Source organism: Gilliamella sp. BG1 (genome assembly GCF_046635625.1).
Classification (GTDB): domain Bacteria; phylum Pseudomonadota; class Gammaproteobacteria; order Enterobacterales; family Orbaceae; genus Gilliamella; species Gilliamella bombi.
Genome location: NZ_JBIDFG010000019.1, coordinates 1 through 14,472 on the forward strand (window position 1 = coordinate 1; position 14,472 = coordinate 14,472).

15 protein-coding genes and 1 pseudogene are annotated in these 14,472 nt (G+C 33.5%); 1 reads left to right on the top strand and 15 read right to left on the bottom strand.

The genetic code is table 11. The features are described 5' to 3' along the window. The first annotated feature begins 402 nt into the window (after nt 1-402). A complete protein-coding gene (locus ACGH80_RS10270; RefSeq protein WP_034909519.1) occupies nt 403-738 on the top strand; it encodes a zinc ribbon domain-containing protein YjdM in 336 nt (111 codons plus the stop codon). A 227-nt stretch (nt 739-965) separates the two neighbouring features. Here the strand turns inward: ACGH80_RS10270 and ACGH80_RS10275 are convergent, their stop codons facing one another. The 15 genes and pseudogenes from ACGH80_RS10275 to fliF all read right to left on the bottom strand — a co-directional run bounded on the left by ACGH80_RS10275 (nt 966) and on the right by fliF (nt 14,307). Further along, complete coding sequence (locus ACGH80_RS10275; protein ID WP_174799248.1) at nt 966-2,180, bottom strand: hypothetical protein; 1,215 nt, start codon at nt 2,178-2,180, stop codon at nt 966-968. Nucleotides 2,181-3,020: 840 nt separating this feature from the next. Beyond that, on the bottom strand, nt 3,021-3,365 hold the full coding sequence (locus ACGH80_RS10280) for a hypothetical protein (RefSeq protein WP_174799247.1): 345 nt from the start codon (nt 3,363-3,365) through the stop codon (nt 3,021-3,023). 177 nt (nt 3,366-3,542) lie between these two features. Next, a complete protein-coding gene (fliR, locus tag ACGH80_RS10285) occupies nt 3,543-4,337 on the bottom strand; it encodes a flagellar biosynthetic protein FliR (RefSeq protein ID WP_065590635.1) in 795 nt (264 codons plus the stop codon). Between the two features lie 5 nt (nt 4,338-4,342). Continuing rightward, on the bottom strand, nt 4,343-4,612 hold the full coding sequence (fliQ, locus tag ACGH80_RS10290; RefSeq protein WP_085164693.1) for a flagellar biosynthesis protein FliQ: 270 nt from the start codon (nt 4,610-4,612) through the stop codon (nt 4,343-4,345). An 8-nt stretch (nt 4,613-4,620) separates the two neighbouring features. Further along, nucleotides 4,621-5,358 carry a flagellar type III secretion system pore protein FliP gene (fliP, locus tag ACGH80_RS10295; RefSeq protein WP_174799246.1) on the bottom strand — a complete coding sequence of 246 codons (738 nt, stop codon included), beginning with the start codon at nt 5,356-5,358 and terminating at the stop codon, nt 4,621-4,623. 6 nt (nt 5,359-5,364) lie between these two features. Then, nucleotides 5,365-5,802, bottom strand: coding sequence for a flagellar biosynthetic protein FliO (fliO, locus tag ACGH80_RS10300; RefSeq protein WP_174799245.1), 438 nt, complete (start codon nt 5,800-5,802; stop codon nt 5,365-5,367). Continuing rightward, nucleotides 5,802-6,110: pseudogene (gene fliN / locus ACGH80_RS10305) on the bottom strand (flagellar motor switch protein FliN); the annotation flags it as partial. The pseudogene fliN and the gene fliO, both read right to left, overlap by 1 nt. 64 nt (nt 6,111-6,174) lie before the next feature. Beyond that, entirely contained in the window at nt 6,175-7,224 is a 1,050-nt protein-coding gene (fliM, locus tag ACGH80_RS10310; protein ID WP_174799244.1) for a flagellar motor switch protein FliM, read from the bottom strand. A gap of 5 nt (nt 7,225-7,229) precedes the next feature. Further along, nucleotides 7,230-7,697, bottom strand: a complete 468-nt coding sequence (locus ACGH80_RS10315; protein ID WP_085164699.1) for a flagellar basal body-associated FliL family protein — start codon at nt 7,695-7,697, stop codon at nt 7,230-7,232. 179 nt (nt 7,698-7,876) lie between these two features. Beyond that, nucleotides 7,877-8,983: a flagellar hook-length control protein FliK gene (locus ACGH80_RS10320; protein ID WP_411631093.1), complete on the bottom strand. Its 1,107-nt coding sequence runs from the start codon at nt 8,981-8,983 to the stop codon at nt 7,877-7,879. Further along, the gene (gene fliJ / locus ACGH80_RS10325; protein ID WP_051634102.1) at nt 8,973-9,434 is read right to left on the bottom strand and encodes a flagellar export protein FliJ; all 462 of its coding nucleotides are present in this window, start codon (nt 9,432-9,434) and stop codon (nt 8,973-8,975) included. The genes ACGH80_RS10320 and fliJ overlap by 11 nt, the downstream gene beginning before the upstream one ends. A gap of 12 nt (nt 9,435-9,446) precedes the next feature. Beyond that, nucleotides 9,447-10,826 (bottom strand): flagellar protein export ATPase FliI, encoded by a 1,380-nt coding sequence (fliI, locus tag ACGH80_RS10330; protein WP_411631109.1) that lies wholly within the window; start codon nt 10,824-10,826, stop codon nt 9,447-9,449. Further along, complete coding sequence (locus ACGH80_RS10335; protein ID WP_411631094.1) at nt 10,822-11,592, bottom strand: flagellar assembly protein FliH; 771 nt, start codon at nt 11,590-11,592, stop codon at nt 10,822-10,824. Before ACGH80_RS10335 ends, fliI begins: the two co-directional genes overlap by 5 nt. Continuing rightward, nucleotides 11,585-12,583 (bottom strand): flagellar motor switch protein FliG, encoded by a 999-nt coding sequence (gene fliG, locus ACGH80_RS10340; RefSeq protein ID WP_065561660.1) that lies wholly within the window; start codon nt 12,581-12,583, stop codon nt 11,585-11,587. The genes ACGH80_RS10335 and fliG overlap by 8 nt, the downstream gene beginning before the upstream one ends. After that, nucleotides 12,580-14,307 carry a flagellar basal-body MS-ring/collar protein FliF gene (fliF, locus tag ACGH80_RS10345; RefSeq protein ID WP_411631096.1) on the bottom strand — a complete coding sequence of 576 codons (1,728 nt, stop codon included), beginning with the start codon at nt 14,305-14,307 and terminating at the stop codon, nt 12,580-12,582. Before fliF ends, fliG begins: the two co-directional genes overlap by 4 nt. Nucleotides 14,308-14,472 lie beyond the last annotated feature (165 nt).

Below are 14,472 nucleotides of genomic sequence, written 5' to 3' on the forward strand. Positions count from 1 at the left end.
TTTCTTAAATTTATTGTTATAAAATAAACAGTTAATGTTGTTTTTAGTAATTTTAACATAAAATAGTATATAACTATGCTACTCTATTTTAGAATAAAAACTTTATTTTTCATCTACTTTTTTGTAAAGTTTTGTTAAGCTCTTTCTTTAATAAAAGATCATCCATTGCTCTAAATTTTTTAATAATATAAGATAACGAATCCATTACTTAAAATCACATATTTGCTTATTAATATTAAGACTTAATCATTAACCTTTACAGAAACATAATTAATACTTCCTATATTTTTGTATATCGCTATTTTAGATCCTAACAATAGCGAATAGACAACATCCATGACTTAATAGCATTTTTTTGCTATAGTAAACGCCATTTTATTTAATCTATAAGAGTTATAAGCTATGGAATCTATACCTAATTGCCCTGTTTGCCAATCTGAACACACTTATCATGATGGCAGCTTTTGTGTTTGCCCTGAATGTGCCCACGAATGGGATCCAAACGAGGCTGTGTCTTCTGATGTTGGATTACAGGTAAAAGATAGCAATGGTAATTTACTTGCTGATGGCGACGATATTATTTTGATTAAGGATCTAAAATTGAAAGGATCTTCAACGGTGCTGAAAAAAGGCGCTAAAGCCAAAGGCATTCGTTTAGTCGAAGGTGATCACGAAATCGACTGCAAAATTGATGGCATGAAAATTATGCTAAAAGCCTGCTTTGTAAAAAAAGCTTAGTTAATTATCATGTTGTGTATAACCTTTTTCAAAAAATAATTAAAGACAATGATAATCCATGTACAAAAAACAGCCTTGGAACATTGTATAAAAAAGAGTTAGGTGTTAAACAAAATTATCAAATTAAGGGAATATTTAATGGCATTCCCTTAATTATTAATGTTAATTTTTAAACACCAACTTTGCTTCTTCAAGTTATCAACAAAGCAATTAAAATATAAACACATTTAACCTTTACAAGCAATATAGTTAATTTTTCCTATCTTATTTTCATAACTATCATACCCCACCCCACCATTGACAGTATGCACAACAAAGTGCCGTTCGGGTGAATAGTTATCTCTTGTCCAATAATGAGCATCACGCCAATCAGAACTTGGATAGCTTGTTTGATTCATTTGTCCCCATTCAGCGGTCAACCCTCCACCAATTGCTCGGGAATAATTATTATCTTTAAAATTCCAATACATTGGTGCTTTTCTTTGTGGAGAATTAGTCAATTCGTCTCGACTTAATATATTAAAAGCACCACCACATTTTGCTTGAGCAATATCCCAATAATCCCTAAAATCACTTTGAGGAATAGCCCAGATATTTGTTGGATTAAAACTATAATTATGCTTAACAGATTTATCTCTCTTTAATGTCGCCTGTACTGTTAATTCGCCTAATGGTTTTTTCTTTAGAGTAATAAATCCTAACGAGTCAATATCAATAATATCTTTCGATCCAGTAATAACTGAAAACTCATAATCTGTTTGTACACCAGTCATTACTAATTGGAATTTAGCCCCAGGAAAACCTGTTGTTGGAAAGGTTTTTGATGAAACGGTTGGTTTAGCCTTAAAACCAAAATTCAACACATAATCATTTGTACGCCCACCACCATACTCAGGGTTTATTATACTACTTTCGAGATTCCATTTTTGAGAATTTCCATTTTTATCAAAACCATGCCATTGAGCATTTTGGTGGGTAATTGTCGCATTCGGTTTAGCATAACAAATTTCTGATTTTGCGGCGATTTGATAAGTTTTAGCTAATGTAACAGATTCACTTTCATTGGGAATACCATATTCTGATTGTGCTTTAACATCAGTTTTAATGATGAGCTTTAATGGCATTGAAAAACCACTTCCACAACCTATCATTTTTTTCTTATCATCACCCATTATCCTAACGCCATTATTGTCATACCACCAATAATTGGTCATTTGCACTTTAAATGGCTCCTGTGGATCGGCACTATCACCATCTATATCACTGTAATTTTCAACTTTATCTAAGTTTGTTGAAGTATAAATCGCCACTTTAAAATCATTCAGCGTTAAATTACCATCAAATTCTTTCACTTCACTAGATTTTATAGTGCCACTCGCCTCACTGTAAAAAACACCGTTGACAGTAAAACCATGTTTATCTGCACTCGATAACGCCAGCACTTGTGGGGCATTACCTATTATAATATGGTTCGACGTAGCAGTGAGTATGGCATGAGGTGCCCCAGCTATTATCAATTGTGATAATAATATTAAGCTTTTTTGAGTAAATTTTAGTTTTAAATTGGCTATAGATGCTATTATTTTGCCAATGTGGTTAGATTTACAGTGGGAGAGTTTAAAATAAAAAGGTAATGCTAAATATAAAGTGCTTTGCTGTAAAATTAAATAAAAACAATTAACAAAGTCACCAATACTCCAAAATGCTCGATGCTCGATGCTCGATGCTCGATGCTCGATGCTCGATGCTCGATGCTCGATTTCAGACCATATCTTATCATATTTTTATTATTCCTTATACTTATTTCCATCAATAAATTTATAAAATATAAATAGTTAAATTATTTTTAACAACTAAAGAATGACACATACCATATAAATAACATAGTATTAAAAGTATTTTAGAGAAAAAACTCTTTTATCTCCACTCTTTTGTAAAATTTTGTTAAGGACTTCCTTTAATCAAAGGATCACCTATTGAAACCAAGCTTTTAATAATATGAGTTAACTAATCTACTATATAAAATGGTTTATCTAGTTTGTTAATATGTTTATTTTTAGATAATTACTTAATAATATGTATCACACAATAAAAAATAGTCAGGTAGGGCATTGATTTTATTTAAATTTTTATTTGACGGTTTTTTGTTAATTTATAGATAAATCAATATATTAAAATGTAAATTTGCTCAATAGCCACAAAAAACAAGTACAAATTACATCGTTACTTTGCAACCATTTTCTGCAATTAGCGAGCTAAAATAACAATATTGTTCGATTTGATTAGTGATAACGTTGAATAAAGAGTGCTTCGTAAGCCCGACCTAATAGTAATCTTTCATATGCGTTATCAGTCTGTTCTATTATATGGTCTAATTGCTCCTCAGCATCATCAGGCAGTGGATAAGTGTTAATAAGCTTGCTGACTTTATTATTAAGCATATTAAAATGATCCTTTGAACATAATGCTTCTTCAAATGCTATATAGAAAAATGTAATAACCCGAGACCTCATTTCAAGATCGGTTTCATCTTTCAGTAAAGCCTTAAGTTGCTCAAAAGGTTCTGCGCAATCAGGAAGTGAAGCGAGTCTTTCTGCCTGCTTTATTAATTCTTGTTCTTTGCTCATAGTCAATTGTTAATCCATCATCATTGAGCAAGTAAATAATTAGAATAATAAACAAGACTTGCTTCCAGTGCTTAGTTTATCATTGTTTATTTTCCAAATAAATTCTCATTCAACGATGGAATAGTGAGTATTAAACATCTAATAATAATTTAATAATGTTTTTTTTGCTAGCAAGTATCACCGAGTTAAATACCATAAAATACTAGAAATTCGCTCAAACATTTGTTCAAAAATAAATTCAGTAAATGCGGGTAATGTTGTAATTAAATAAGTTAGCATGATTAGCCCTAAAAATAGGGTCGCTGGATAACCAACCACAAATATAGATAGCTGTGGCGTCATTCTGTTAAGTAGTCCTAATGATATGTTGATGATTAATAGCAATGTCATTAAAGGAAGTGCTAACATGATTGCGTTGATAAATAATAGTTTGCTGACTTCAATTAATGCTAAGTATCCATTCGCTTGTAATGGCATTACTGCAATCGGAATAATATCAAAACTATTTGATATGCCGTATAACAACCATAAATGGCCATCAAGACTGAGAAATATTAATAAAGCAATGATGTTAATTAAGCGCGATAATACTGATGTTGATGGACCGCCAATAGGGTCAAAAAAGGTCGCCATTCCTAGCCCCATTTGCATCCCTATTAATTCTCCTGAAAATCGCACTGTCATAAATGCCAACTGCATGGTAAAACCAATAAGTATTCCAATCATTATTTGTTGTGCAATAATCCATATTCCTATAAATGAGTATATTTTTATATTGTCATCAATATGTGGATGTGGCAGTACAATCGTAGTGAGTAGCGCTAGGCCAATTTTAACTCGATTAGGCGTTTCCTTTTCGCCAAAAATGGGCGCTACCATGATCAACGCTAAGATACGAACAAAAGGGAAAAAATAGTCCCTAATCCAAGAAAAGAAATCGATATTAAATAAATTGTTGATATCAAATTCCATTACATTTAACGGGTTAAGTTAGGAATATCTGTAATAACGGTTTGGATATAGTCGATCATGGTTGATAGCATTGATGGCCCCAATATTATTAAAACCACAATGACCACTATGATCTTGGGAATAAATGATAATGTCATTTCGTTAATTTGCGTCGCAGCTTGTAATAAACTAATGATTAACCCTGTTACTAATGCGGCTAATAATAACGGTCCAGCTAATGATGCCGAAACTTTTATCGCTTGTATGGCTAACGTGCTGATATATTCAGATGACATAGTGCGACTCAACTAAAAAAGCTTTGTGCTAATGATCCAAGTAATAAATGCCAACCATCTGCCAAGACAAATAACATTAATTTGAATGGTAATGATACTGTCGCTGGTGGCACCATCATCATTCCTAATGCCATAAGCGTGCTTGCTACCACTAGATCAATTACTAAGAATGGAATAAAAATTGTAAAACCAATTTGAAACGCTGTTTTTAATTCACTCACCACAAAAGCAGGAACTAATACTTTTAAAGGAACGTCTTCCCGTGTTTGAATGTCGTTTTGGTGAGACATGTTAACAAATAACGCTAGGTCATTTTCTCGCGTTTGGGTAAGCATAAATTCTTGTAATGGTTTAGTTGCTTTTGTTAATCCTTCTTGCATGGTGATTTGATTTTGTGAATATGGCATATACGCTTCTTGATAAATTTTATCAATGACTGGCGACATAATAAAAAATGTCATAAAAAGCGAAATTCCCAAAATAACTTGATTCGGCGGTGCTGATTGCGTACCTAGGGCATTACGCAACAGACCTAACACAATGATGATTCGTGTAAAGCTGGTCATCAATAATAATATTGCTGGTATAAAAGTGAGCAATGTTAAAAAGACTAATGTTTCAACTGGTAACGACCAATTTTGCCCACCTGTTAGGGACTGATTTATGTTAGTTAAAGATGAAGTTTCAGCATGGCTAGATAAGCTAAATAGCAATAAACTTAGCAAAATAGTTAAATTTAATCGCACTTGTTGTTACTCCTTTTTCACTTTTAAAGCGGATTGTAATATCTGTTGAAATGAGTTAATTTTCGTAAGATTTTTATCTGCTCCATTTTGCGAAAGTAACACTTTGGTTCTTTCTTCATTGATAGTATGTAACAATGTCATTTGTTGAGGAGTAACACCTACCACTAATAATTGGTTATCAACGTGAATAACCATAATACGTTCTTTAGGATTAATGTTATATGTGGCTTTGACATCAATCCATTGTTCGGTCGTTTTTTTCCAACCCATTCGTTTTGCGAGCCATCCTAGCAATAAAATAAAACCGATGATCACAATAAGCGTTAATCCCATTGACGATCCAATTTCAGTATAAATATTTAAATCAGAAGACGATGGCGATAAGGTATTAGTATTGGTTGCACCAACCGTAGGTTGAATCAAATTAGGTTGCTTTATTGTCATTAACGGCTTAATCTTCTTACACGCTCTGATGGAGTAATAATATCGGTGATACGTACACCATAGTTATCGCCAACTACCACAATTTCGCCTTGAGCTATTAAATAACCGTTAATTAATATATCTAATGGTTCTCCTGCAAGCCCATCTAATGCAATTACCGAACCTTGGGTTAGATTTAATAGATCTTTAATAGCTATTTTTGTTCGACCAAGTTCAACGCTTAAATCAACAGGTATATCTAATATAAGATTAATATCTTGCTTTTTATCTTTTGTTTGTTGAGGAGATAATGTTTCAAAAATAGCCTCTTTAGTGATGAGTTCATCACTCATTACTTTTTCTTCTTGGTCTTCGCCGTTATTTGGTATAATGTCAGTCATTGAACACTCCCTCATTCAGTTGTTCTATCACAGGATTAATGACCTGTTCTACTTGAATTGCATACTGTTTATTTACTTTACCGTAATGGCCTTTTAATACCGGTACACCACCAACTGTTACATCTATATTTGTTGGTTTTTCAATTGTTAAAATATCATCAACTTTTAACGCTAACAGTTTTTCAACGGTTGTATGAATATGGGTAAAATTGGCAACTAATTCGACAGATGATTGTTTAATTCCAGTGGTTAATGAACTCATCCAGATATTATCGTCTTGATAAGTCTGTTCTTCGATAGGTGGCTTTATTAGCAACTCTTTGATTGGTTCAACCATAGAATAAGGGATACAAATGCAAAATGTCGCTTTGCTATGACCCACTTCGACTTTGAAGTTTGTTGTTAGCACAACATCATCAGGCGAACTGGTAATGTTGGTAAATTTGCTTTGCATTTCAGAGCGAATATATTCAGTTTCAATTGGGTATACATCAGCCCATGCATTTTGATAAATAACTAATGCTAATTCTAATACTCGTTTTATGATTTGCTGTTCGGTGTGGGTAAATTCTCGTCCTTGTGTTTTTATTTTAGTTGTATGCCCGTCTCCCCCAAATAATGAATCAACGATAATAAAGACTAATTCAGGCGAAAATGAAAATAAGCTTGAACCTCTTAATGGGTTAAGATGAACTAAATTTAAATGGTTTTCTGATGAAATATTAGAAAATTCCTCAAATGTTTGTGGTTCAATATGCGATGCAACTACATCGGCATTGCGACGCAATCGATTAAATAGCCCAATTCTAAACTGACGAGCAAAACGTTCATTAATGATTTCTAATGCGGTTAATCGTTCAGGAATAAAACGATGTTTTACCGATAAATCATAAGGTTTAACATCAACCTTTTTACCAGAAGGTAACGAAAAAGAAGAAGCATCAATACTGCTATCGTCACCATCGTTAACAAAACTATCAGATAGTTGTTCTGCAGCACTATTTTCATTTAAATCTGTTGTGGGCTCTATCTTATCGGGCATAATAATCACCGTATAATAAAATCAGTAAATAGAACTTCATCAACTTTTACCCAATGTTTTGCATCATATTGTCTTGATAAGGTAGTTTTTATCTGCTCTTGTAAATCGATCTTCCCCGATTCTTGCTTTAGTTTGTTAACATGCTGTTTTGAAGTTAAAAGTAGTACGTCACTTCTTACTTCAGGTAAATAATCTAATAGCACTGTTCTTTGGTTTTCATCGGCGATACGCAAAACTATTCCAATATAAATAATTTTATTAGTTTCGATATTATCTTCTGAGACAGGTAATGAAATAGTAAACGGTTTTAATGTTAAAAATACCGGTGACGTAACTTCGGGTTCTTCTTGTGCTTTAGTTGTGCTTTGTGAGTGATTGTGAAACCACAAATAAGCCGCAACACTTATCGCTAACAACGTAATAAGAATAAGGATCAGATTTAAAACACTTACTTTTTTTTTCGTGGTAGGCATATTTATTCTTGTCTCTATAAATTTAAAAAGATTTATAACCCATTAATTAGGTATAGTTACAAGGATAATAAATCATATTTTTTAAATTGATTTGAAGAATAGGCAACAAAACATTACCTATTTAAACGTTTCAATTGATTTAAAATATAAAATTGCTCAAAAAATAATAATCTTATTAGTTAGGCAAATATACTAAGTCTAGATTTAATTGATCGACTTTCAATTAGAGATTGCTCAATACTATCGTCTATTACATCAAGTGACACGACTTTCTGGGTTTGATTGCTTTTTGTTTGTTGCTGTGTATCAGATTGTTTTGAATCATTCATCATTGAAAAATCACCGATATTTGTTTGCTCTAGTGTAATACCTTGATCTTCTAATGATGTTCTTAAAAAAGGTAAAGCCGATTCTAACATACCTTTAACAGCACTATGTGCAGCCATCATATGAAGATTCATTTTATCATCATTCATTGCAAGCTTAATGTACATTGAGCCTAACTCTTGTGGATGTAATTTTATTTCGGCAGTTTGAATACCTTGACGATTAAACATGATAATTTGTTCACTTAATGAAGTTTGCCACTGCATAATATTTTGTGTAGGTAAATTTATTGTCGCTGATCTTGCGCTAATACTAGTTGGTGATAATAGCTGGTTTTGTCCATTGGTATTGGCTAACAAAAATGGCTCTTGATTAGTAGCCATTTGTCCTTCATCATCGTAATTATTTATTAATTGGACTTGATTCATCACTACTTTCTGCATAAATTCACTAGCTTTATGCGATTCATTTTTTGAGTTAGCAAAATTATTAATATTATCTTTAATATTTGTCGTTCCTTTATCCACAGGTTTAGTTTTTATTCCTGTTTGTGATGTTACTTTATTAATTAAATCTTCACTGTCATAAATAGAAGTAAGTAACTGCGTTGCTTGCTCATCGATTACCACTTCTGATGATGATCCATCGAATAAATTAACATTTAATGTTTCAGTATTTTGATCTATTTTTATATCACTATCTTGCGCTATTGGTGTTTGTATATTAAAGGGATAAATTTCCGTAATTAACATTTCAACATTATGATCATTATCTTCTTGCGCATCATCGATACCTTTTAATTTGGCATTAACTGTTTTTTTATTATGTTCGGTTTGATTTTCACTTTGTTGTAATAATTGTTGAAAGCAATCATTACCATTATTCGTTAAATTGGTTTCAACAAGATCTGATTGATGAGAAACAGTAGCGTTCAATCCATTGATAAGATTAACATTCATTTAATACTCTCCTTGCTAATTGTAACTGCGCAAATTCATCTGTCAGTTTTTGCTGTAACCGATTTTGTCGTTGCAAATATTGGTTATACTGCTTATTTAATAGTGTGGTATATGTGTTTAAGCTTTTTTGTGATTGATTAAGCTGATTTGTAATTTGCTTTTGTTTAATATCTAACGATAACAATAGTTTTTTTTGTTGCTCAATACCTTGTTCAATTGAAGCAATAAACGATTTAAAATTGTTTAACTCGCTACCTTTAATACCTTCAAATAAGGCATTATTTAATTTTTGTTGATATTCAACATAATAATTATTTAAAACATTTAGCTGTGATTGTGCATTTTGATGATTTTCATTTGCTTTTTTTAGTTTTATCAAATTATCGTCTACCGACTTTTGCGCCAATTTTTTTAATGTTGAAAATGCAAGTTGCGAAGGATTTTTATTCATTATGATCTTTCCCTAACGAGCTAATGGTGGCTCAACAATGGCCGCTAATTGTTGATAAGCGTCTTGATAACAGCAATGTTCATTAATACCTTGTTGTAAAAATTTTTGCATAGCAGGATATAGCGTTATCGCTCTGTCTAATAATGGATCTGTGCCAGATACATAAGCACCAACATTAATCAAGTCACGGTTTCGTTGAAAACTTGAAAATAATTGTTTAAATAATCTAGATTTTTTTTCATCTTCAGGGGCAGTAAGATCTGTCATTACGCGACTGATTGAAGCCTCAATATCAATAGCTGGATAATGCCCTGATTCAGCAAGAGATCGAGATAAAACAATGTGTCCATCTAAAATTGCTCTGGCCGAATCTGCAATCGGATCTTGTTGATCATCACCTTCGGTTAATACCGTATAAAATGCAGTAATTGAGCCTTTCCCTTCTTCATCATTACCTGCTCTTTCAACTAATGCGGGTAGTTTTGCAAAGACTGATGGCGGGTAACCTTTAGTTGCTGGGGGTTCACCAATTGCTAAAGCAATTTCTCGTTGTGCCATAGCATAACGAGTTAAAGAGTCCATAATCAATAAAACGTTAAAACCTTTATCACGAAAGTTTTCAGCAATTTTTGTTGCATATGCCGCTCCTTGTAAGCGTAATAATGGTGAAACATCCGCTGGTGCCGCTACAACAACCGCTCGAGCCAATCCTTCTTCGCCTAAAATATTTTCGATAAAGTCTTTAACTTCTCGACCTCGTTCACCAATCAACCCGACAACAATAATGTCCGCTTGCGTATAACGAGCCATCATGCCTAGTAAGACACTTTTACCAACCCCTGATCCAGCAAATAAGCCCATTCGTTGCCCTTTGCCAACCGTTAGCAAGGCATTTATAGCTCTGACACCAACATCAAGAACCTGATGAACAGGAGTCCGTTGTAGTGGATTGAGGGATTTATTGGCTAATCCAGCATACTCAATATGCTCAGGTAATGGTTTATCATCCAAGGGATTTCCCATAGCATCAACCACTCGACCTAATAATCCCATTCCCATAGGTAATACTTTATGATTAAAATGTGTTAGATCATATTGCTTAGTATAGACTCGTGCCCCTAATAAAATACCGTCAGTTGATTCAAATGGCATTAAGTAAAGTGTTTTATCACTAAATCCAACTACCTCACACTCAACGGGCTCAATTCGACCGTCGGTTTGTCGTTCAACCAAGCAGTTAGACCCCAAAGGTAACTTTAGTCCAATAGCTTCTAGCACAAGTCCCGATGCTTTAATCAATCTTCCATATTGGCGGATTAGTGATAGTGATTCAAGTTGTTGTGTAGCTTGGTCAATTTTATTTAGCCATTGTGCAGAATATCTCACGTTAATGATTGTCCTCTTTTAGGCTATCAGACATTATTTGCCAGTGTTGATCGATATTTGCATCAATTTCATTAGTTTCGGTAAATATCTTGCATCCACCCTGTTCTACGTTAGAATCGGCAATAAGTTGCCAATGATGTTGACTGATTTCATCATTCAGCATGGGTTCTAACCACAGTAAATCAGCTGGATTTAGGTGCAATGCCATAGGTTCAGACAAAACTGAGCACTGTTCAACTAATGTTTTTATGGTATATATAAGCTGTTTTTGCTTAGCTTTGGGTATCGTGCCTACTGTTTTTTGCGCAGCAATCAATGCTAAATCAAGCAGTTTAGGAACAATTAATTCATCGATCTCGTTAATCGAATTTTGAAAATTAGCTATTAAATTAGCTATAGCTTGAACGGCATTTAATTTTTCTTCATTAAGTTGTTGTTCAATGAACTGGCGCCCTTCTTGCTCGCCAATTTGATAGCCTTCATCATAACCAGCCTGTTTACCTGCATTGAAACCTTCTTGTTGACCTAAATTAAAACCGTCCTGATAAGCCTGTTTTTTTACCTCTTCTTTTAATTGCTCTAACTGTTGTGCCTGATTTAACTCTGGTTCAATTACAACATTATCCATCTCGGTAGCAGTTAGTTCTGTTTCAGGATCATCAGTTCCAACGTTTATAGCAACTTCATTTTTACTTAATTTCGGTAATTCGGGTAAAGAGAAATCTTGAAAACTTAATGGTTCCCAATTTAATCTATCTGGCCGATTACACATATTCATCATCACCGCTACTTAGGATCACTTCACCACTTTCTGCTAATCGACGAGCAATAGCCAATATTTTTTTCTGTTCAGTTTCAACTTGAGATAAACGTACAGGAGGTCGATTTTCTAAATCTTCACGTAAGATAGATGCCGCTCGCTGTGACATGTTACTCAATAGTTTTTCTCGTAATTCAACCGATGCACCTTTCAATGCAATTATTAATATTTCATTATCGACTTCTTTAAGTAAGCGTTGAATACTTCTATCATCCACTTCAACAAGATTTTCAAATAAGAACATTTCATCAATAATTTTTTGGGTTAACTCGCCATCATAATCACGCAATGCATTAATAACTTGCTCTTCTTGCTGCGTTTTCATTAAGTTAATAATTTCTGCCGCAGTACGTATACCACCAAGATTATTAAGTTTGATATTTTGACCATGTAGTAAAGTCGATAATGAAGTTGAGAGTAATTGAAGTGCAGAAGGCTCTACTCCTCCAAAAGTTGCAATACGTAACATGACATCGTTTCGTAATTCATCATCAAATAGATTTAGAATTTCTGCCGCTAAATCACGATTTAGATGAACTAAAATAGTTGCAATAATTTGTGGATGTTCTTTTTTGACCAAATCAACTGCTCTTGTAGCATCGACATAGTTGAGCATTTCAAGACCATCGGTTGCTTCTTCTTTTCCTGTATCTAATAATTCATCCAGTAAACGTTCGGCTTTTTCACTACCAAGAGATCGACCCAATATTGTACGTAAGTAACCATCTGGATCGGTATTTAAAACAGCGCATTCTTCAAGAGCAACTTGGCACTCGTTAAGTATACCTTTCAACTGTTCTTGCGAAAATTGAGGTAATGACATCATCGCACTACTAATTTGTTGCACTTCTTTATGGTTAAGATGTTGCATAACTTGTGCCGCTAACCCTTCACCTAACACCATTAAAATCGCAGCTACTTTTTGAGATTCACTTAATATCATTGCTCAGTGTCCTCCTTATTTATCCAATTACGAATAATTAGTGCCATTACACGCGGTTCTTTTTCAACAATTTTCCGTATATGCTGTTGTTGTTGCGTATTATCTTCAAATATTTTTTGCTGTTGTTTACTGTGAGCTTTATAATCTAACTTATCGTCTACGGTAGATTGAGAAACTAATGATTCTCCATTATCAATAAAGAATTTACGTTGTAATTTTATCCATACCGAACGTAAAACCTTACGCCACGCAAACCATGAAATAATAATATAAATTAGATACTTAATTACTGTTTTAGCAGAATCATAAAATTCAGGAGTTTTCCAAAATGCCATATTATCGTTGTCATCAAGTGTTTGATCGGTAAATTTCAAATTTGCAACAGTCAAGCTATCACCACGTAAATCAGAAAACCCCATTGCCTGACGGGCTAATGCTTCAATATTTTTCAGTTCATCACTATCTAGTTTTACCCATTGTTCAGTTATGGAAGATGACTTGTCATTGTCATTGTCATTGTCATTGTCAACATCTTCAGATTTAACATTATCTGGCTCGGTTGTAACGAATTTATAATTCACCAAAACAGCAACCGATAAACGTTTAATACGACCTTCAGGTATTTGACTGTGTATAACCTTTCTATTTACTTCAAAATTAACGGTATTATTTGATTGCAAGCTGTAATTTCCTTGCTTATCGTGTTTTTCAGTCGATTCTTGTTCATCGATTGGCGCGCTAGATGCAGGTACAGGTTGATTAGACAACGCTCCTGGCACACCACCTACACCATAGCTTTTAGATGATTGACGATTTTCTACTTGTTGCTTACTGCGAATAGTTTGATTAGCAATATCACTATTAGGATCATAAGTTTCTAATGTCGATTCTTGTCGACTGAAATCAATATCAGCATTCACTTGCACCTTGACATTATTTTTACCCAAAATTGGGGTGATGATTTTTTCTACTCGCTCACGAATATTATTTTCAATTCGCTCACCAAATTCGAGTTGAGCGACATTTGTGTTTCTATCACGATAACCTTCACCAGTTAACAGGTGACCATGCTGATCGATAATGGTCACTTTATCTGCTTGTAATTCTGGCACACTACTAGAAATTAAATGGATAATGGCATCGATTTGACCTTGTGATAATGAGCGCCCAGGAAATAACGTTAATGCCACCGATGCAGAAGGAGATTTCCTTTCCCTGACAAATAAAGAAGGTTTAGGCATTGCTAAATGCACTCTAGCATCATCAATACTACTGATGATGGATATTGTTCGGGATAATTCGCCTTCTAAAGCTCGTTGATAATTTATTTGTTCATTGAATTGGCTCATACCAAAACTTTCTTTGTCGAGCAATTCAAAACCAACTGCCCCACCTTTTGGTAAACCCTGCTGAGCAATACGTAATCGGGTATCGTAAACTTTATCTTGCGGAATTAAGATTGTGGAACCAGAAGACGAAAATTGATAAGGAATATTCATCTTATCAAGTTGGCTAATAATTTCACCACCATCTTTATCATTTAAATTACTGAATAAAACTGCATAAGACTCATCTTTAGCCCATAAATAAATAAAACTAATAATGGCTATTATAATTACAGCTGCAATTAACAATGCCATTTTGGTGTTTTGTTTTAGTTGATTTATAAAAGGCAACTTATTTAATATTGATTCACCTTTATTATTGACTGTTTGACTAGCCATTGGCACCCTGACTCTAAACTATTTAGATTAACTCTGTTCGTTATTATCCATGTATTTAAAAAATTCAATGGCGAGAAAAGCGTGCACTTTTTCCCTTACTTATACCCTTTGTTTTTTTATTTATATGTTAAATTTAGCCATACAGTAACAAAAGAGCTAAAAAGC

Coding starts and splice junctions, on each gene's coding strand:
- fliM (WP_174799244.1), bottom strand. CDS start 7,224: ATGCCCGATAAGATAGAGCCCACAACAGATTTAAATGAAAATAGTGCT.
- fliJ (WP_051634102.1), bottom strand. CDS start 9,434: ATGAATAAAAATCCTTCGCAACTTGCATTTTCAACATTAAAAAAATTG.
- fliF (WP_411631096.1), bottom strand. CDS start 14,307: ATGGCTAGTCAAACAGTCAATAATAAAGGTGAATCAATATTAAATAAG.
- ACGH80_RS10320 (WP_411631093.1), bottom strand. CDS start 8,983: ATGAATGTTAATCTTATCAATGGATTGAACGCTACTGTTTCTCATCAA.
- ACGH80_RS10315 (WP_085164699.1), bottom strand. CDS start 7,697: ATGCCTACCACGAAAAAAAAAGTAAGTGTTTTAAATCTGATCCTTATT.
- fliQ (WP_085164693.1), bottom strand. CDS start 4,612: ATGTCATCTGAATATATCAGCACGTTAGCCATACAAGCGATAAAAGTT.
- fliO (WP_174799245.1), bottom strand. CDS start 5,802: ATGACAATAAAGCAACCTAATTTGATTCAACCTACGGTTGGTGCAACC.
- ACGH80_RS10335 (WP_411631094.1), bottom strand. CDS start 11,592: ATGTGTAATCGGCCAGATAGATTAAATTGGGAACCATTAAGTTTTCAA.
- fliR (WP_065590635.1), bottom strand. CDS start 4,337: ATGGAATTTGATATCAACAATTTATTTAATATCGATTTCTTTTCTTGG.
- fliG (WP_065561660.1), bottom strand. CDS start 12,583: ATGATATTAAGTGAATCTCAAAAAGTAGCTGCGATTTTAATGGTGTTA.
- ACGH80_RS10270 (WP_034909519.1), top strand. CDS start 403: ATGGAATCTATACCTAATTGCCCTGTTTGCCAATCTGAACACACTTAT.
- ACGH80_RS10280 (WP_174799247.1), bottom strand. CDS start 3,365: ATGAGCAAAGAACAAGAATTAATAAAGCAGGCAGAAAGACTCGCTTCA.